Here is a 19,274-nt window from a genome sequence, read left to right as displayed (position 1 = left end):
CCTAACAAAGCACTACTAGTACGTTCAGACGCAGGTGACCCGGGCGTCCGCCCAGTCGGCCAGGTTGATCAGGCCCCAGCCGCCCTCGTCCGGGGTGACGACCAGTCGGATCGAACGCTGGCCGGTCAGGTCCGCCCGGACCGGCACCGCGCGGTCGCCGGGGCCGACCCGGCCCGAACTCCAGAGCACCTGGCCGTCCCCGCCCTCGACCCGGAACCGGACGGTGCCGACCCGGATCCCGAAGTCGTCCAGCCCGGCCTTCGCCTGGAAGGCCGTGCAGGTCCGGTTCAGGTCGATGGTCACGGCGGACGGGGTGTTGACGCTCAGCCCGTGCCGGTAGCCGCTGCCGCCGACCCACAGGTCGGAGCGCTGCCAGACCGGGTCCCCGCCGCGCCTGATGGTGGGGCCGGACGGCGGGTCACGGTGCGTGCCGTTCCGGCTGAACGGCAGCACGTCGGCCCAGAAGTCGGTCGGCAGCATCGGGGGCACCGGCGGCGTCGGGAGCGTGGGCGTCGGGGTCGGCACCGGCGGCGGTGTCGGGACCGGGGGCAGCTCGATCACCGGCGGGGTCGGCGTCGGAGTGGGCTCCGGCGTCGGCTCGGCCGGAGGCTCGGGGGCCGGGGTCGGCGTGGGCGTCGGTGCGGGCTTCGGCGGGGGAGTGGGCTCCGGCGTCGGCGTGGGGGACGGTTCGGGCTCCGGCGCGGGCTCCGGCGCGGGCTCCGGCGTCGGGGTGGGCGTCGGCGGAGCCGGGGCGGGCTTGGGCGCCGCCGGGGCGGACACCGCCGGAGCCGCCACCGGCGGCTTCGGCTCAGGAGCCCCGGTCAGCGCGTACGCGGCCACAGCGGCGGCGGCCACCGCGATCCCGGCCGCGATCCCGGCCTTCGCCGCGGTGCCCAGACCCTGCCCGGCCACCGCCCCGCCCCCGCCGGAGGAGGAACCGGACGACGCGGCACCGGCCCCGGCCAGCGCACCGGCGCCGACCGCACCCGCACCGACGGCCGCCGCGGCCACTGTGAAGTACCCGGCACCGACCCAGAGCAGCACCCCGCCGGGCAGGATCGCCCGCAGCCCGGTGTTGATCTCGGTCAGCTCCAGGTAGGCCGCCGTGCAGCGGTCGCACTCCTGGACGTGCCGCCCGACCTCCGCCGAGGCCCGCTTGCGCAGCGAACCGCGGGCGTAGGCGCCGAGCCGGTTGGCGTACGCCTCGCAGTCGCGCTCCTGACTGCCCGACACATGGGCCTGCAGGAAGGCGGCGGCCAGCCGGTCGCGGGCCCGGTGCGCCTGCACCGCCGTCGCGTTGGCGGTCTTGCCGAGCATCACCGCCACGGTCTTCGGCGACTCCCGCTCGACCTCGGTGTGCCAGAGCACCACCCGGTCGTCCTCGGGGAGTTCGGCGTACGCCTGCATGACCATCCGCTGGTCGGCCATCGCCATCGCCCAGGCATCCGCCCCGGGATCGGCCAGGTCGAGGTCGATGGTGGCGGCCGAGGTCTGCGCGAACGTGCTGAAGTCGTCCACCAGTTGCTCGCGCCGCTCGCTCCTGGCCCAGGCGGCGGCGACGTTCCGCACCGCGGTCAGCAGGTACGCGCGGACCGCGAACTCGGGCCCCTTGCCCGCCCGCAGCGCCTGCAGGGTACGGGCGAACACCTCGCCCGCCAGGTCCTCGGCGGTGAAGCTGTCCCGGCAGCAGGTCCGGGCGTAGCGGCGCACCGAATCCGCGTGCCGCCGGTAGATCTCCTCGTACGCGGTGTCGTCACCTGCCCGCACCTTGGCCGTCAACTCGGCATCGGAGGGCGGCCGTTCACCGTCCACCGGATCGGCGGGCGCCGGCACCAGCGGCCGGGCGGGCGGCTCACCCTCGGCACCGACGAACGCCTCCGGGGTCACCCCGCCGTGCCCGGCCGCAGCCTGGCCCGGCACCCGGCCGGTCAGCGACTCACGGCTCGGCGCAGCCGCCTGGTCCGGCACCTGGCCGGGCGCACCGAGACCGTAGCCGTGCTCGTTCTGCTCCTCGGCGCTCAACCTGCCCTCCCGGACACCTGGGTACGCCGGACCGCAGGGGGCGCGGACATGGCCGGGCGAACGGCGCGCAACGGGACAATGGCTCCAACCACGGCCAAAGCTTGGCATAGTGCAGCCCCGGCGTGAAGCCGCTCCACCCCCACCCCACCCGATCGGGCACCGTCCCAGGCTGCCCGAGTGCCTACGGTCAGGGGCTCGGGGAACTGCGACGCCAACCTCAGGAGCGTGATCGCCGCGTGAATGGTCAGGCACTTTCGCCTGTACCCGCACGCCGTCGCAGTTTTCGCCGAGACTCTGGCGTGTGCCTAGCGCGCGCGGAGGCCGTTCAGCAGGATGTGCAACAACCGCTCGCCCGGGGTGTCCTGAGGTTGACTCTCGTCGCCCTCGGCCCGGACGGGCCGCGCGTGCACCGGCACCGCCGCCGTCAGCACCAACACCACATCCGACACCGTCACCCCCGGCCGCAGTTCACCCGCAGCCGCCGCCCGAGCGACCAACGCGGCCAGCAGGTGCAGTAACTGACGCGGATCCGAGTCCCAGACCGGTTCGGAGCCCCGCTGCACCGGCACCTGCACCTGCGGTACGTCCGCCGCGTCCCGGAAGGTGGCCAGCTCGTCCGCGTACCGGAACGCCGAGGGCGGCAGCAGCCGTCCGGCGCCGGAGCCGACCGCCCGGGAGAGGTAGCCGGCCAGCGACTCCCACGGTCCGGCGCCGCCGTACAGCGACTCCTTCGCCTGGGCCGTCAGCCAGGCGACCTCCTCGGCGGCGATCCGCTGGACCAGGACCTCCTTGCTCGGGAAGCGCCGGTAGACCGTGCCGACCCCGACCCCGGCCCGCCGGGCGACCTCCTCCATCGGGGCGCCGTAGCCGAGTTCACCGAACACCTGTCGGGCCGCCCGCAGCACGCTCTCCAGGTTCCGCCGGGCGTCCACCCGCAGGCGCGCGGTGCCGCCCGGCTCGTCCGCCGAGGCCGCCGGCGCAGCCGCCGGGGCGACCGCCCCGGGAGCACCGTACGACTCGCGCTGGAGCGGGCCGCGCTGTTCCGGCACCACGCCATGGCCGACCGGGCCCTCGCCCGCCGACGATGGCACGGGCAGTCCCAGTAGTTGATCCTGATCCGTCATCCCAACCTCCCCCACAGGTGCCCGGCACCGGGCGCCACAGTCCGGCCGTGGCACACCCCCCAGGTGCGCCACCGCGCCCGATCCCACGGGGCCGTCCCCGGTCGGGCGGCCGCTGTGGACCACCCTTCCCCGGTTGGCCCTGCCGCAGTCAGATACCGCTCAGGCCGGACAACGGTCCGGCCCGACGCACAATCCGACCATAGTTCAAGGAAGTTCGCGGCAGAAGTGGACCGAAACCCCGCCCTCGCGGCAAAACCGACACTCCGACGGCGTATCGGCGACGGACCGCCGACGCACCGGCGGCCGGATCGAACCACCCGATCCGGTACGGCCTGTGGACAAGAAGCCACCCGACAGGGCGTCATGGAGGCGTGAACCAGCTCACACCGGAAGGAGGCGCCCCCATCAGGATCCTGATCGTCGGCGGCGGCTGTGCCGGAACCGCCACCGCACTCCGCCTCCAGCAGCTGCTCAAGGCCCAACTCCGGGACGGCCGGGTGCAGATCACCCTGGTCGAACCGCAGCCGTACCTGACCTACCAGCCCCTGCTGGCCGAGGTCGCGGCCGGCTCGATCGATCCCAGACACGTGGTGGTCCCGCTGCGCCGGGTGCTGCCGCACTGCCGGGTGCTGACCGCCCGGGTCACCGGGATCGAACACGCCGCCCGTCTGGTCCGGGTGGACGGCGCGAGCCGGGGCGAGCGACCCGAACCGGCCGAACTCCCGTACGACATCCTGGTGGTGGCGCCCGGCTCGGTCTCCAGGACGGCCCCCGTGCCCGGCCTCGCCGAACACGGCCTCGGTTTCGCCACCGTCGGCGAGGCGGTCAGCCTGCGCAACCACGTGCTGGAACAGCTCGACCTGGCCTCCACCACCCGGGACCCGGCCCTCCGGCAGGCCGCGCTGACCTTCGTCTTCGTCGGCGCCGGGTACGCGGGCGTCGGCGCGCTCGCCGAGCTGGAGGACATGGCCAGGTACGCCACCAAGGGCTACCACAACGTGGCGGCCGACGACCTGCGGTGGGTGCTGGTCGAGGCCACCGACCGGATCCTGCCCGAGGAGTCGCCGGACCTCGCCGCGCACACCCTGGCCGAGCTCCGCGACCGCAGCGTCGACGTCCGGCTCTCCACCAGGCTGGAGTCGGCCACCGATCGGCTGATGTGCCTCTCCGACGGCAGCCGGTTCGCCGCCCGCACCCTGGTCTGGACGGCCGGCGTCCGGCCCGCACCGCTGCTCCGCGACACCGACCTGCCGCTCGACCGGGTCGGCCGGGTCCGCTGCCTGCCCACCCTGCAGGCGATCGGCCCGGACGGCGCCGCACTGCCGGACGTCTGGTCCGCCGGGGACTGCGCGGCGGTCCCCGACCCGGCGGCGGGCGCCGGGGCGTACTGCGCGCCGAACGCCCAGCACGCCCTGGCCCAGGCCACCCTGCTGGCCGAGAACCTGGCCGCCGTACTCGACGCACGGGAACCCGCCCCGTACCTGCCGGACCGGCTGAGCTGCTCCACCTCGCTCGGTCTCGGCCGCGGCGTCGCGCACACCCGGCGCGGCCAGCTCACCGGCCGCCGGGCCTGGTGGCTGCACCGGGCCCGCCACCTGCGGCGACTGCCCAGCACCGACCGGCGGATCAGGGTGCTGACCGGCTGGCTGCTGGGCGGCCTGTTCAGCCGGGAGGTGGTCTCGCTCGGGACGGTCGAGCACCCGCGCTCGGAGTTCGAGGCGGGGTTCCGCCAGTGAGTACGGCTCGGGGAACTTGGCCGGGACGCACGGCAATCGTCGTACGACTTTCGGAATCGAGGCCCGGCCTGACAGGATCAGCCCGTCCGGATCATCACGCCTAGTGTCTTGCCAGGCACACGATGTGATGATCCGTCAGATGATCTCTGCTGTCCGCAAGCTCGCCGTCCCGAAGCTCGCCGTCCCGCTGGTCCCCGCCCCAAAGCTCGCCGCCCCAAAGAAATGGCCGTCGTTTGAACCTCATGCGCTGGAGCGCGCGGCTCGCCGGAGCCCCGTGGCGCGCCGCCCCGCCCACCGCGACCGGCGACCCGTTCACCGTCCCCGGCCCGCGCGAGCCCGCCCGGCCGGGACCGCTGCTCGACCTGCGCGAGATCCACGAGCTGTACGACCTGCGCAACGTCCTGGGCCGGCTGCCCGCACCGGTCGCCGTCACCTACGGGCCGCAGCACCAGCTCGGTTACGCCAATCGCGCCTACCGCGAACTCTTCGGCGACCGCACCAACGGACTGCCCGCCAGTGAGGCCCTCCCCGAGCTGGCCGCGATGGGCGTGCTCCCGCTGATGGACCAGGCCCTGCGCAGCGGACGCCCCCGGAGCGTGAAGTCCCGGTGCATCCTCGGCCTCGGCGGCAACCGCTACTACAACGTCTCCTGCGTCCCGCTCGGCAGTGAGGCCGACCCGGTCGCCGGCGCGGAGCCGGGCCCGCCGATCGGCGTCCTGATCTTCGCCGCCGAGGTCACCGACCAGGTCCAGGCCGCCACCCGGCTCCGCGAGTCCGAGGGCCGGCACCGCGCCGCCGCCGTCACTCTCCAGCGCAGCCTGCTCCCGCAGAAGCTCGAACAGCCCGACGGCCTGACCGTCGCCGCCACCTACCAGCCCGGCGGAGCCGAGGCCGCGGTCGGCGGCGACTGGTACGACGTCATCGGCCTCGGCGGCGGCCGGACCGCCCTGGTGATCGGGGACGTGATGGGCCGCGGCCTGCGCGCCGCCGCCGTGATGGGCCAGCTCCGCACGGCGGTCCGGGCGTACGCCCGCCTCGACCTCCCGCCGCACGAGGTGATGACCCTGCTCGACGGCCTCGCCATGGAGATCGACGCCAACCAGATCGCCACCTGCACCTACGCCGTCTGGGACCCGGCCCCCAGCACCCTGGTCTACGCCTCGGCCGGCCACCTCCCCCTCCTGCTCCGCTGCCCCGACGGCACCGTCCTGCGCGGCGAGGAACAGAACGGCCCCCCACTCGGCACCGGCGGCGGCACCCACCTCTCCCACACCCTCCGCCTGCTCCCCGGCACCACCGGCGTCCTCTATACGGACGGCCTGGTCGAACGCCGGGACGAGGACATCGACCAGGGCATCGACCAGCTCGCCCACACCCTGGCCGGCGCCGTCGGCACCCCTGACGTGGTCTGCTCGCGCCTGCTGCGGGCGATGGGTGTCAGCTCCGATCACGACGACGACGTGGCGGTGCTGGCCTTCCAGCTGGCGGCCGCTCCAGCTGGTGTTGACGTGGGCCCTTCGGAGGTCTAGTGTTCTTCGAGCTGCCTGACAGGGAGAAACGGACGCGCGCTCTGCACGGACGTTCCCGGGGTAGCCGATCTCCTGAAACACCACTTCTCCACTTCTTGAGCTGGCTCGTGCTTTGTCGCGACCCAGTGCGAATTGGCGTGTGCACATTTAAGGGATTGCGGCCGGATTCGCTTTGTGAAGCGGGGATCGGCTAAGGTTTGAAACGTCGGACAGGCCGTCAGGTCGGTTACGGCACAAGCTTCTTGAGGATCCGGAAGCGCGGAACGGCCGGTCAGGGAAACCTGATAGAGTCGGAAGCGCCGAAAGGCCGAAGGAAAGAGCGAGTCGGAAACGCCGAACGGCGGACATGATAAGCTCGGAACACGAAAGAACGAAGCGCCCGGAGGGTCCGCCTGATAAGCGGCTCGAAGGAAGTGTCCGTTCCTTGAGAACTCAACAGCGTGCCAAAAGTCAGCGCCAGATATGTTGACATCCCCGGCCTCATCGTTTGATGGGGTTGGAGATTCCTTTATGAAGTAAAACACTAGCGAGGACGCAGTGCGCGGGGCCGCCTATTCCGGTGGTTGCCGTGCCGCTCTTCCGAAGTGGTTGCAGGATTACCTGCAGACATTCACGGAGAGTTTGATCCTGGCTCAGGACGAACGCTGGCGGCGTGCTTAACACATGCAAGTCGAACGATGAAGCTCTTCGGAGTGGATTAGTGGCGAACGGGTGAGTAACACGTGGGAAATCTGCCCTGCACTCTGGGACAAGCCTTGGAAACGAGGTCTAATACCGGATATGACCTTCCTCTGCATGGGGGTTGGTGGAAAGCTCCGGCGGTGCAGGATGATCCCGCGGCCTATCAGCTTGTTGGTGGGGTAATGGCCTACCAAGGCGACGACGGGTAGCCGGCCTGAGAGGGCGACCGGCCACACTGGGACTGAGACACGGCCCAGACTCCTACGGGAGGCAGCAGTGGGGAATATTGCACAATGGGCGAAAGCCTGATGCAGCGACGCCGCGTGAGGGATGACGGCCTTCGGGTTGTAAACCTCTTTCAGCAGGGAAGAAGCGCAAGTGACGGTACCTGCAGAAGAAGCACCGGCTAACTACGTGCCAGCAGCCGCGGTAATACGTAGGGTGCGAGCGTTGTCCGGAATTATTGGGCGTAAAGAGCTCGTAGGCGGCTTGTCGCGTCGGTTGTGAAAGCCCGGGGCTTAACCCCGGGTCTGCATTCGATACGGGCAGGCTTGAGTGTGGTAGGGGAGATCGGAATTCCTGGTGTAGCGGTGAAATGCGCAGATATCAGGAGGAACACCGGTGGCGAAGGCGGATCTCTGGGCCATTACTGACGCTGAGGAGCGAAAGCGTGGGGAGCGAACAGGATTAGATACCCTGGTAGTCCACGCCGTAAACGTTGGGAACTAGGTGTTGGCGACATTCCACGTCGTCGGTGCCGCAGCTAACGCATTAAGTTCCCCGCCTGGGGAGTACGGCCGCAAGGCTAAAACTCAAAGGAATTGACGGGGGCCCGCACAAGCAGCGGAGCATGTGGCTTAATTCGACGCAACGCGAAGAACCTTACCAAGGCTTGACATATACCGGAAACGGCTAGAGATAGTCGCCCCCTTGTGGTCGGTATACAGGTGGTGCATGGTTGTCGTCAGCTCGTGTCGTGAGATGTTGGGTTAAGTCCCGCAACGAGCGCAACCCTTGTTCTGTGTTGCCAGCATGCCTTTCGGGGTGATGGGGACTCACAGGAGACTGCCGGGGTCAACTCGGAGGAAGGTGGGGACGACGTCAAATCATCATGCCCCTTATGTCTTGGGCTGCACACGTGCTACAATGGTCGGTACAAAGGGCTGCGATGCCGCGAGGCGGAGCGAATCCCAAAAAGCCGGCCTCAGTTCGGATTGGGGTCTGCAACTCGACCCCATGAAGTTGGAGTTGCTAGTAATCGCAGATCAGCATGCTGCGGTGAATACGTTCCCGGGCCTTGTACACACCGCCCGTCACGTCACGAAAGTCGGTAACACCCGAAGCCGGTGGCCTAACCCGTAAGGGGAGGAGCCGTCGAAGGTGGGACCAGCGATTGGGACGAAGTCGTAACAAGGTAGCCGTACCGGAAGGTGCGGCTGGATCACCTCCTTTCTAAGGAGCACATAGCCGGATGTGAGCGAATGTCTCACACGGTTGCTCATGGGTGGAACGTTGACTATTCGGCACACACGGTCTGTTGGCCTCACAAGTACTGCTTCGGCGTGGAAAGTGAGACCAAGCAAGGTCGGGTGTGTCGGGCACGTTGTTGGGTCCTGAGGGAACGGCCGTATGGTCGTTGCTTCAGTGCCGGTCCTACTTGAGTGGTGCGTCAAAGCGCTGCGAGGGTGGGTGTCTGGTCGTTGTTTGAGAACTGCACAGTGGACGCGAGCATCTGTGGCCAAGTTTTTAAGGGCGCACGGTGGATGCCTTGGCACTAGGAACCGATGAAGGACGTGGGAGGCCACGATAGTCCCCGGGGAGCCGTCAACCAGGCTTTGATCCGGGGGTTTCCGAATGGGGAAACCCGGCAGTCGTCATGGGCTGTCACCCGCACCTGAACACATAGGGTGTGTGGAGGGAACGAGGGGAAGTGAAACATCTCAGTACCCTCAGGAAGAGAAAACAACCGTGATTCCGGGAGTAGTGGCGAGCGAAACCGGATGAGGCTAAACCGTTTTGGTGTGAGACCCGGCAGGGGTTGCCAGAGCGGGGTCGTGGGAAAGTTCTTGATCGGTCTGCCGGCCGGTCGGTGAGTCAGAAACCGTATGGATAGTCGAAGGACATGCGAAAGGTCCGGCGTAGAGGGTAAGACCCCCGTAGACGAAATCTGTGCGGCTCACTTGAGCTTCTCCCAAGTAGCACGGAGCCCGAGAAATTCCGTGTGAATCTGGCGGGACCACCCGCTAAGCCTAAATATTCCCTAGTGACCGATAGCGGATAGTACCGTGAGGGAATGGTGAAAAGTACCGCGGGAGCGGAGTGAAATAGTACCTGAAACCGTGTGCCTACAAGCCGTGGGAGCGTCGGACATGCAGCTTGCTGTGTGTCTCGTGACTGCGTGCCTTTTGAAGAATGAGCCTGCGAGTTTGCGGTGTGTAGCGAGGTTAACCCGTGTGGGGTAGCCGTAGCGAAAGCGAGTCCGAATAGGGCGTCTGAGTTGCATGCCCAAGACCCGAAGCGGAGTGATCTAGCCATGGGCAGGTTGAAGCGGAGGTAAGACTTCGTGGAGGACCGAACCCACCAGGGTTGAAAACCTGGGGGATGACCTGTGGTTAGGGGTGAAAGGCCAATCAAACTCCGTGATAGCTGGTTCTCCCCGAAATGCATTTAGGTGCAGCGTCACGTGTTTCTTGCCGGAGGTAGAGCACTGGATAGGCGATGGGCCTCACCGGGTTACTGACCTTAGCCAAACTCCGAATGCCGGTAAGTGAGAGCGTGGCAGTGAGACTGTGGGGGATAAGCTCCATGGTCGAGAGGGAAACAGCCCAGAACACCGACTAAGGTCCCTAAGCGTGTGCTAAGTGGGAAAGGATGTGGAGTCGCAGAGACAACCAGGAGGTTGGCTTAGAAGCAGCCACCCTTGAAAGAGTGCGTAATAGCTCACTGGTCAAGTGATTCCGCGCCGACAATGTAGCGGGGCTCAAGTACACCACCGAAGTCGTGTCATTGCAGCTATAGGGCCAACGCCCGCTGTGATGGGTAGGGGAGCGTCGTGTGCCGGGTGAAGCAGCGGAGGAATCCAGTTGTGGACGGTTCACGAGTGAGAATGCAGGCATGAGTAGCGATACAAGAGTGGGAAACTCTTGCGCCGATTGACCAAGGGTTCCTGGGTCAAGCTGATCTGCCCAGGGTAAGTCGGGACCTAAGGCGAGGCCGACAGGCGTAGTCGATGGACAACGGGTTGATATTCCCGTACCCGCTTTGAAGCGCCAACGTCGAACCAGGTAATGCTAAAGCCGCGAAGCCGGCCCGGAGTCTTCGGACAAAGGGACGTGGTGGAGCCGCTGAACCAAGTCTGTAGTAGGTGAGCGATGGGGTGACGCAGGAAGGTAGTCCAGCCCGGGCGGTGGTTGTCCCGGGGTAAGGGTGTAGGCCGAGTGATAGGCAAATCCGTCACTCATTAAGGCTGAGACCTGATGCCGAGCCGATTGTGGTGAAGTGGATGATCCTATGCTGTCGAGAAAAGCCTCTAGCGAGTTTCATGGCGGCCCGTACCCCAAACCGACTCAGGTGGTCAGGTAGAGAATACCGAGGCGTTCGGGTGAACTATGGTTAAGGAACTCGGCAAAATGCCCCCGTAACTTCGGGAGAAGGGGGGCCGGAACTGGTGATGAGTCTTGCACTCTGAGCTGGGGCCGGCCGCAGAGACCAGCGAGAAGCGACTGTTTACTAAAAACACAGGTCCGTGCGAAGCCGTAAGGCGATGTATACGGACTGACGCCTGCCCGGTGCTGGAACGTTAAGGGGACCGGTTAGTCAATCTTCGGGTTGGCGAAGCTGAGAACTTAAGCGCCAGTAAACGGCGGTGGTAACTATAACCATCCTAAGGTAGCGAAATTCCTTGTCGGGTAAGTTCCGACCTGCACGAATGGCGTAACGACTTCTCGACTGTCTCAACCATAGGCCCGGTGAAATTGCATTACGAGTAAAGATGCTCGTTTCGCGCAGCAGGACGGAAAGACCCCGGGACCTTTACTATAGCTTGATATTGGTGTTCGGTTCGGCTTGTGTAGGATAGGTGGGAGACTTTGAAGCAGCAACGCCAGTTGTTGTGGAGTCGTCGTTGAAATACCACTCTGGTCGTGCTGGATGTCTAACCTGGGTCCGTGATCCGGATCAGGGACAGTGTCTGGTGGGTAGTTTAACTGGGGCGGTTGCCTCCTAAAGAGTAACGGAGGCGCCCAAAGGTTCCCTCAGCCTGGTTGGCAATCAGGTGTTGAGTGTAAGTGCACAAGGGAGCTTGACTGTGAGACCGACGGGTCGAGCAGGGACGAAAGTCGGGACTAGTGATCCGGCGGTGGCTTGTGGAAGCGCCGTCGCTCAACGGATAAAAGGTACCCCGGGGATAACAGGCTGATCTTCCCCAAGAGTCCATATCGACGGGATGGTTTGGCACCTCGATGTCGGCTCGTCGCATCCTGGGGCTGGAGTAGGTCCCAAGGGTTGGGCTGTTCGCCCATTAAAGCGGTACGCGAGCTGGGTTTAGAACGTCGTGAGACAGTTCGGTCCCTATCCGCTGTGCGCGTAGGAATATTGAGAAGGGCTGTCCCTAGTACGAGAGGACCGGGACGGACGAACCTCTGGTGTGCCAGTTGTTCTGCCAAGGGCATGGCTGGTTGGCTACGTTCGGGAGGGATAACCGCTGAAAGCATCTAAGCGGGAAGCCTGCTTCGAGATGAATATTCCCACCTCCTTGAGAGGGTAAGGCTCCCAGTAGACGACTGGGTTGATAGGCCGGATGTGGAAGCCCTGTAAGGGGTGGAGCTGACCGGTACTAATAGGCCGAGGGCTTGTCCTCAGTTGCTCGCGTCCACTGTGTTGTTCTGAAACAACGACCCCACACCGTTTGGTCACGGGTGTGGTGCGGTCATACAGTTTCATAGTGTTTCGGTGGTCATAGCGTGAGGGAAACGCCCGGTTACATTCCGAACCCGGAAGCTAAGCCTCATAGCGCCGATGGTACTGCAGGGGGGACCCTGTGGGAGAGTAGGACGCCGCCGAACAATCATTCACAGAAAGCCCCTCCGGGTCTCCCGGAGGGGCTTTCTGCATTTCCGGACCCGGACGGACAACCCAGGAGCACCGCAAGAAAGCAGCTACGGCACCCGCCCGACCTCCGGCCGCGACCGGTACAGCTCCAGGGCGATGTCGACCAGCGAGACCCGCACCAGGCCGGCCACCTCCCCGAGCGGGAACCAGGCGGCCAGGTCGGTCGAACCGCCGACCTCGTTCCGCAGGCTGCCGCCCACCACCCGGGCCGCGTAGACGATCCGCAGGCCGTGGAAGTCCTTCGGTGATCCCTTCCGGGCGAAGGGCGGGTCGAGGAGCCGTTGGGAGTGGATGCCGAGCAGCCGCTCGGGCTCGACCTGGTAGCCGGTCTCCTCCCGCACCTCCCGGATCACCGCTTCGTACGGGTCCTCGCCGTGGTCGAGGCCCCCACCGGGGACGGTCCAGGCGTGGGTGCCGTCGGGTGCCGCCCAGCGGGCGAGCAGGACCTGTCCGTCCTGGACGCACACTCCGTACGCGGCCACCCGCTGGCGTCGTTCCAGCTCCGCTGTCATGTCAGGGCTTCCTTTCCGGCGACTGGCGCCCGAGTCCGCTGGGAGCCGACAGCCAATCACCGGACGGACCCGGTGGACCAGCCCTTTCCGGCTCCTGACGCCGCGTATGGTCGGCGTCATGGAGACGACGAACCCGAGTCAGGACGGTATCCGCAGCACCGAGACCCTCGGTCCGGACGATCTGGCGGCAGCCAGGGCGGTGCTCGCGGCGGCGAGTGCGGTGGACGGGCGGGAGGCGGTGTCCGAGGCGGGGCGGCTGCGGCTGCGGGTGGACAGTGCCCGGCCCGGGGTGACCCATCTGGTGCAGCGTCAGGAGGGGGTGCCGGCGGGGTACGCGCAGTTGGAGGCGGCCGAGGGGCGGACCACGGTGGAGCTGACGGTCCATCCGGACCACCGGCGGGCCGGGCTCGGGCGGCAGTTGCTGGACGCGGCGCTGGCGGAGGCGGACGCGGGTCCGGTGGACTTCTGGGCGCACGGCGGCCACCCGGGTGCGGCCCGGCTGGCGGAGGAGTACGGGGCGGAGCTGGTCCGGGAGCTGCGGCAGATGCGCAGGCCGGCCGAGCCGGTGCCGGACGAGCCCGTACTGCCGAACAACGTGACGGTGCGGACCTTCCGTCCGGGCCGGGACGAGGCGGCCTGGCTGCGGCTGAACGCGCTGGCCTTCGCGCACCACCCGGAGCAGGGCAGCTGGACCGAGCAGGACCTGGCCGAGCGGCTGGCCGAGTCGTGGTTCGACCCGGCGGGGCTGTTCCTGGCCTGGCGGGGGGAGCAGCTGGTCGGCTTCCACTGGACCAAGGTGCACCCGGACGGTCTGGGTGAGGTGTACGTGGTGGCGGTGGACCCGGCGGAGCAGGGGAGCGGGCTGGGCCGGGCGCTGACCGCGACCGGGCTGCGGCACCTGGCGGAGGACCGGAAGGTGCCGGCCGTACTGCTCTATGTGGACGCCGACAATCCGGCCGCGGTGCGGGTATATGAACGACTGGGGTTCACCGTGCACGAGGTGGACCTGGTGTACCGCGTCGACACCGCGGCAGGGAGGTGACCGGACCCCGGACACGGGGTGACCGACTCAGCTTTCCTCCTGGCCATGCGGTGTTTACCGTGGATTAAGTTGTCGCCGCAAAGATCACAGGATGACGTCAGCAGTGCCGAGCCCCCGGTCGGCCGGAGACCCCGCGGCCGACCGGTCGCCCACCGCCCCCGGCGGCTGGGCGCTGGCGCCTGCCACCGGGTACCCGGAGCACGTCCTGCTGGAGGAGCTGGAGCCCATGAGCATCCCCCGTCCCGCCGCCGTCCCGAAGGCCCAGAAGACTCAGACCCCGGGGCCCGCCACCACCCTGCCGCCCTCGCTTGCGCTGGCCGAGGTCGATCTGGAGGTCGACGGCCAGGAGCTGGAGGAGCTGCCGCAGGGCCGGTTCCTGGACCGCGAGCGCAGTTGGCTGGCGTTCAACGAGCGGGTGCTGGAGCTGGCGGAGGACCCGCAGATCCCGTTGCTGGAGCGGGCCAAGTTCCTGGCCATCTTCGCCAGCAACCTGGACGAGTTCTTCATGGTCCGGGTGGCCGGGCTGAAGCGCCGGATCGCCACGGGGGTGGCCCAGCGGTCGGCCTCCGGGCTGCAGCCGCGTGAGGTGCTGGACCAGATCTGGACCAGGTCCCGTGAGTTGATGGCCCGTCATGCCGCGACCTTCCAGCACGAGGTGCTGACGGATCTGGCGGCGGAGGGCATCGAGCTGGTCCGCTGGGCCGAGCTGGCGGAGAAGGAGCAGGCCCGGCTGCACTCGCTGTTCCGGCAGAAGATCTTCCCGGTGCTGACCCCGCTGGCGGTCGACCCGGCGCACCCGTTCCCGTACATATCGGGGCTGAGCCTGAACCTGGCCGTGGTGGTGCGCAACCCGGTCTCCGGGCACAAGCACTTCGCCCGGGTGAAGGTCCCGCAGTCGCTGTCGCGGTTCCTGGAGGCGGGCCCGCAGCGGTACGTCCCGCTGGAGGACGTGATGGGGGCGCACCTGGAGGAGCTCTTCCCGGGGATGGAGGTGTTGGCCCACCACGCGTTCCGGGTGACCAGGAACGAGGATCTCGAGGTGGAGGAGGACGACACCGAGAACATCCTCAAGGCGCTGGAGAAGGAGCTGATGCGGCGTCGGTTCGGCCCGCCGGTGCGGCTGGAGGTGGAGGAGTCGATCGACCCCTACATCCTCGACCTGCTGGTGCGGGAGCTGAACATCACCGACGCCGAGGTCTTCCCGCTGCCGGGGCCGCTGGACCTGACCGGCCTGTTCGGCATCGCCGACCTGGACCGGCCGGAGCTGCGGTACCCGAAGTTCGTGGCGGGGACGGCCCGCGGGCTGATCGAGGTGGAGTCGGCCTCGCAGCCGGACATCTTCGCCGCGATGCGTGAGCGGGACGTGCTGCTGCACCACCCGTACGACAGCTTCTCGACCTCGGTGCTGGCCTTCCTGGAGCAGGCGGCCAACGACCCGGACGTGCTGGCGATCAAGCAGACGCTGTACCGCACCTCGGGTGACTCGCCGATCGTGGACGCGCTGATCGACGCGGCCGAGTCCGGCAAGCAGGTGCTGGTGCTGGTGGAGATCAAGGCGCGCTTCGACGAGCAGGCCAACATCAAGTGGGCCCGCAAGCTGGAGGAGGCGGGCTGCCATGTGGTGTACGGCCTGGTCGGGCTGAAGACGCACTGCAAGCTCTCGCTGGTGGTCCGTCAGGAGGGCGACACGCTGCGGCGGTACGCCCACGTGGGGACGGGCAACTACCACCCGAAGACGGCCAGGCTGTACGAGGACCTGGGGCTGCTGACGGCGGACCCGCAGGTCGGTGCGGACCTGTCGGACCTGTTCAACCGGCTCTCCGGCTACTCGCGCCGGGAGTCCTACCGCCGGCTGCTGACCGCGCCGCGCGGGCTGCGGGACGGGCTGGTGGCGCGGATCCAGCAGGAGATCGCGCACCACCGGGCCGGGCGTCCGGCGTTCGTGAAGATCAAGGTCAACTCGATCGTGGACGAGTCCGTGATCGACGCGCTGTACCGGGCCTCGCAGGCCGGGGTGCCGGTGGACGTCTGGGTGCGCGGGATCTGCGCGGTCCGGCCCGGGGTGGCCGGGCTGAGCGAGAACGTCCGGGTGCGCAGCATCCTGGGCCGGTTCCTGGAGCACTCGCGGATCTTCGTATTCGGCAACGGCGGCGAGCCCGAGGTGTGGTTCGGCAGCGCGGACATGATGCACCGCAACCTGGACCGGCGGATCGAGGCGCTGGTGAAGGTGACCGACCCGGCGGCCCGTGCGGAGCTGTCGGGGCTGATCGATCTCGGGATGTCGGACGAGACCGAGTCCTGGCACCTGGGGTCGGACGGCCGGTGGAGCAGACACTCGCAGGACGCCGAAGGACGGCGGCTGCGGCACGTGCAGGACCTGCTGATCGACTCCAGGCAGCGTCGGCGCAAGCTGCCGTAGCAGGAGCTGAGAGACAGTCACCATCCCCGGGGCATCGCCACCACAGCGGGGACAGCCCTCGGGGGGACGAGGAATCAGCATGACCGATCTGCCGACGACGACGGAGCGCACCGACCACCCTGCCCCGGCCGGGGAGGTGCTGGAGGGGTACCTGAACGCCCGGGCGGGGGCGTTCCTGCGGGCGTTGCCGCTGGCGGTGGGGGAGGCCGGGTCCAGGACCGGCTCGCTGCCGAGCGCAGGGGGCACCGGCGGCGGGCAGGGGGTGGCGACCGGTACGGGGGAGCTGCTGCGCTGTGTGCGGCGGATCGGTGGGGCGCTGCACACCTTCTCGCCGGTCTTCGAGCCGGTCTGGGCGGAGGAGACCAGGACGGAGCTGCGCTGGCTGTCGGGTCTGCTGGCGCAGGAGCCGGGGTACGTCCGGCGGTCGGCGCGGCTGCTGGCGGCGCTGGACTCGCTGAGCGAGACCGATCCGGCCAGGCCCGGCATGCTGGCCGGGCACGCCGGTGCGCCGAAGGCCCGGGCGTTGATGGAGCGTCAGCTGACGCTGGCCAGGACCAGGGCGCACACCGCGCTGCTGCAGGAGCTGCGGTCGGCCCGGCTGCACGCGCTGGCCGACCGGATGACGCTGCTGGCGGGGGAGGTGCCGGTGCGGCCGGAGGGCGCCGGTGAGCTGCGGCCGCGGGTGGCGGCGGCGCTGGAGCTGCTGGCGGCGGGGGTGGCGACGCTGCCGCCGGCCAGGGCGCCGTACGGGGGTGAGGGTCTGCACCGGCTGGGGGCGGTGCCGGCCCAGGGGGTGGCGGCGGACGCCGACGCGGTGGTGGCGCTGGACGACGCGCCGTGGCACCGGGTGCGGATCCTGGTGAAGCGGGCCAGGTACGCGCTGGAGGTGTGCGGGGCGTCGCTGGCCGAGCTGGACGGGATCGATCAGGTGCTGGACCGTCACCAGGAGGCGGCGGACGCGGCGGTGACGGTGTCGACGGCGGCGCGGACGCCGCGGATCACCCCGGCGACGGCGTACGTGCTCGGTGTGGTGCATGCTGATCAGCGGCTGGAGGTGGAGGCTGCGCGGTACGCCTTCGGCCACCAGTGGCCGACTCTCCAGCATCACGGATGGCATGAATGGGCAAGCTGCTGACCGCACCGGTCCGGGGGACGCGTGGGCGGCCGGCCCGGCACGGGCAGACCATCCTGGCGGCCGGGGCGGTGCTCTGGGTGCCGGGGCCGCCGAAGAAGGACGGGACGGGCCGGAAGAAGCCGCGGATCGCGCTGATCCACCGGCCGAAGTACGACGACTGGTCGCTGCCGAAGGGGAAGCTGGACCCGGGGGAGGGCTGGCGGGCGGCCGCGCTGCGGGAGGTCCTGGAGGAGACCGGGCTGCGCTGCGTGCTGGGGGTGGAGCTGCCCACCCAGCACTACCTGGCCCAGGGGCGGGCCAAGGAGGTCAGGTACTGGGCGGCGGTGCCGACCGGTGGCTCGTTCGCGCCCAACCGGGAGGTGGACCGTTTGAAGTGGCTGTCGCCGCGGAAGGCGAAGGCCCGGCTGACCCACGAGCGGGACCGGGAGCTGGTGGACGCGCTGCTGCGGGTCTTGGGTGACGGAGCGTCATGAGAGACCTGCCCGCGCTCTGCCTGTGACGCAACCGTTACTACCGATCGGTGTTTCCTGTCATCCGCTACAGGTTCACTCTCCGTTCACTCGCGTCCGCCTGACGCGTCACCTACCCGGCCTAACTTCGGTAGCACCGGAGGGCCGCACGGGCCCCGGACCACAGCAGAACCCGTACCGCCGTCCCGTCACCGGGAGCAGGCAGAGAGCGGGTGGTGCCACAGAAAGGGAACCCCTGTGAAGCTCCAGCGGAACGGCCGCTCCAAGGCCCTCGCGATCGGTGCCATGGCGCTCGTTGGCTCGCTGTCGCTCGCGGCCTGCGGCTCGGACGACAACGCCGACCCGAAGGCGTCCGGCTCGGCCGCCCCGTCGGCCGCCGCGATCGCCTGTGGCAAGGCCGGCCAGCTGCTCGGCGCCGGTTCCACCGCGCAGCAGAGCGCGGTCGACGTCTGGAAGGTCGCCTACGGCAACGCCTGCGCCGGTTCGACGATCACCTACTCCGGTGGCGGCTCCGGCGCCGGTGTCCAGCAGTTCAACCAGGGCAAGGTCGCCTTCGCGGGCTCCGACTCGGCGCTCAAGCCGGCCGAGGTCGACGCGTCCAAGGAGGTCTGCAAGACCGGCCAGGGCATCAACCTGCCGCTGGTGGCCGGCCTGATCGCGATCGTCTACAACGTGGACGGCGTGGACAACCTGGTCCTGGACGGTCCGACCCTGGCGGGCATCTTCGACTCGAAGATCGTCAAGTGGAACGACCCGGCGATCGTCAAGCTGAACCCGACCGCCAAGCTGCCCGACGCCGAGATCCAGGCGGTCCACCGCTCGGACGACTCCGGCACCACGGACAACTTCACCAAGTACCTGGAGAAGACCTCGGCCGGCGCCTGGCCGTACAAGGCCGCGAAGACCTGGGCGGGCAAGGGCGGCCAGTCGGCGGCCCAGAACGCCGGTGTCTCGGCCCAGGTGAAGCAGGTCAAGAACTCGATCAGCTACGCCGAGCTGGCCTACGCCCAGACCAACAACCTGAAGTCGGCCGCGATCGCGACCGGCGCCAGCAAGCCGGTCGAGGCCACCGCCGCCAACGCCGCGACCACCTTCGCCAAGGCGAAGATCGCGGGCACCGGCAGCGACCTGGCGCTGAGCCTGGACTACGGCACCAAGGACGAGGGCGCCTACCCGCTCGTCCTGGTCACCTACGAGATCGTCTGCGACAAGGGCAACAAGGCGGAGACGCTGGACACCCTGAAGTCCTTCCTGACCTACGCGATCAGCGACGGCGGCCAGCAGGCCATCTCCACCAAGGGCTACGTTCCGCTCCCCAAGGAGCTGAGCGACAAGGTCAAGACCGCGGTCACCGCGCTCGCCTGATCTGACTGACCACCGGCCGGGCAGCCCTCGAAGAGGGGGGCGGGGCTGCCCGGCCGGCACCACCGCATCAGCAACAAGTCCGGGGCACCGCCGCCATGGTGCCGCCCTCCGCGGGGCAGCACCACCAGAC

The 19,274-nt window shown here is 68.3% G+C and carries 9 protein-coding genes, 3 rRNA genes and 1 pseudogene; 10 read left to right on the top strand and 3 right to left on the bottom strand.

Annotation, left to right across the window (positions count from 1 at the left end; translation table 11 throughout):
* Positions 1–24: 24 nt before the first annotated feature.
* Both F4556_RS15725 and F4556_RS15720 read right to left on the bottom strand, forming a co-directional pair.
* The gene (locus F4556_RS15725; RefSeq protein WP_246511028.1) at positions 25–2,022 is read right to left on the bottom strand and encodes a sigma-70 family RNA polymerase sigma factor; all 1,998 of its coding nucleotides are present in this window, start codon (positions 2,020–2,022) and stop codon (positions 25–27) included.
* A 305-nt stretch (positions 2,023–2,327) separates the two neighbouring features.
* Positions 2,328–3,146, bottom strand: a complete 819-nt coding sequence (locus F4556_RS15720) for a TetR/AcrR family transcriptional regulator (RefSeq protein WP_184915840.1) — start codon at positions 3,144–3,146, stop codon at positions 2,328–2,330.
* 371 nt (positions 3,147–3,517) lie between these two features.
* Between F4556_RS15720 and F4556_RS15715 the strand changes: the two genes are divergently transcribed.
* The 5 genes and pseudogenes from F4556_RS15715 (at position 3,518) to rrf (ending at position 12,155) form a co-directional block, all read left to right on the top strand.
* Entirely contained in the window at positions 3,518–4,882 is a 1,365-nt protein-coding gene (locus tag F4556_RS15715; protein ID WP_184915837.1) for an NAD(P)/FAD-dependent oxidoreductase, read from the top strand.
* A gap of 233 nt (positions 4,883–5,115) precedes the next feature.
* A pseudogene (locus tag F4556_RS15710) lies at positions 5,116–6,363 on the top strand (PP2C family protein-serine/threonine phosphatase); the annotation flags it as partial.
* Between the two features lie 657 nt (positions 6,364–7,020).
* Positions 7,021–8,544, top strand: a 16S ribosomal RNA gene (locus F4556_RS15705).
* 284 nt (positions 8,545–8,828) lie between these two features.
* Positions 8,829–11,950: ribosomal RNA gene (locus F4556_RS15700) — 23S ribosomal RNA — on the top strand.
* 88 nt (positions 11,951–12,038) lie between these two features.
* Positions 12,039–12,155, top strand: a 5S ribosomal RNA gene (gene rrf, locus F4556_RS15695).
* The 16S, 23S and 5S rRNA genes sit together here, the layout of an rRNA operon.
* A 93-nt stretch (positions 12,156–12,248) precedes the next feature.
* On the opposite strand, the gene F4556_RS15690 is transcribed toward rrf, so the two are convergent.
* On the bottom strand, positions 12,249–12,713 hold the full coding sequence (locus tag F4556_RS15690; RefSeq protein ID WP_184915831.1) for an NUDIX hydrolase: 465 nt from the start codon (positions 12,711–12,713) through the stop codon (positions 12,249–12,251).
* Positions 12,714–12,831: 118 nt separating this feature from the next.
* On the opposite strand from F4556_RS15690, the gene mshD reads away from it, so the two are divergent.
* The 5 genes from mshD to pstS all read left to right on the top strand — a co-directional run bounded on the left by mshD (position 12,832) and on the right by pstS (position 19,144).
* Entirely contained in the window at positions 12,832–13,755 is a 924-nt protein-coding gene (gene mshD / locus F4556_RS15685; RefSeq protein WP_184915828.1) for a mycothiol synthase, read from the top strand.
* A gap of 91 nt (positions 13,756–13,846) precedes the next feature.
* Complete coding sequence (locus F4556_RS15680; RefSeq protein WP_246511027.1) at positions 13,847–16,174, top strand: RNA degradosome polyphosphate kinase; 2,328 nt, start codon at positions 13,847–13,849, stop codon at positions 16,172–16,174.
* A 79-nt stretch (positions 16,175–16,253) separates the two neighbouring features.
* Positions 16,254–17,309, top strand: a complete 1,056-nt coding sequence (locus F4556_RS15675; RefSeq protein ID WP_184915825.1) for a CHAD domain-containing protein — start codon at positions 16,254–16,256, stop codon at positions 17,307–17,309.
* On the top strand, positions 17,294–17,782 hold the full coding sequence (locus F4556_RS15670; protein WP_184915822.1) for an NUDIX hydrolase: 489 nt from the start codon (positions 17,294–17,296) through the stop codon (positions 17,780–17,782). Before F4556_RS15675 ends, F4556_RS15670 begins: the two co-directional genes overlap by 16 nt.
* A 234-nt stretch (positions 17,783–18,016) precedes the next feature.
* On the top strand, positions 18,017–19,144 hold the full coding sequence (pstS, locus tag F4556_RS15665) for a phosphate ABC transporter substrate-binding protein PstS (protein ID WP_184915819.1): 1,128 nt from the start codon (positions 18,017–18,019) through the stop codon (positions 19,142–19,144).
* Positions 19,145–19,274 lie beyond the last annotated feature (130 nt).

Origin of the sequence: Kitasatospora gansuensis (assembly GCF_014203705.1) — a bacterium.
In the GTDB taxonomy this organism is placed as follows: domain Bacteria; phylum Actinomycetota; class Actinomycetes; order Streptomycetales; family Streptomycetaceae; genus Kitasatospora; species Kitasatospora gansuensis.
The sequence above is the reverse complement of the archived record's forward strand: the minus strand, read 5'-3'. Positions and strand labels throughout refer to the sequence as shown.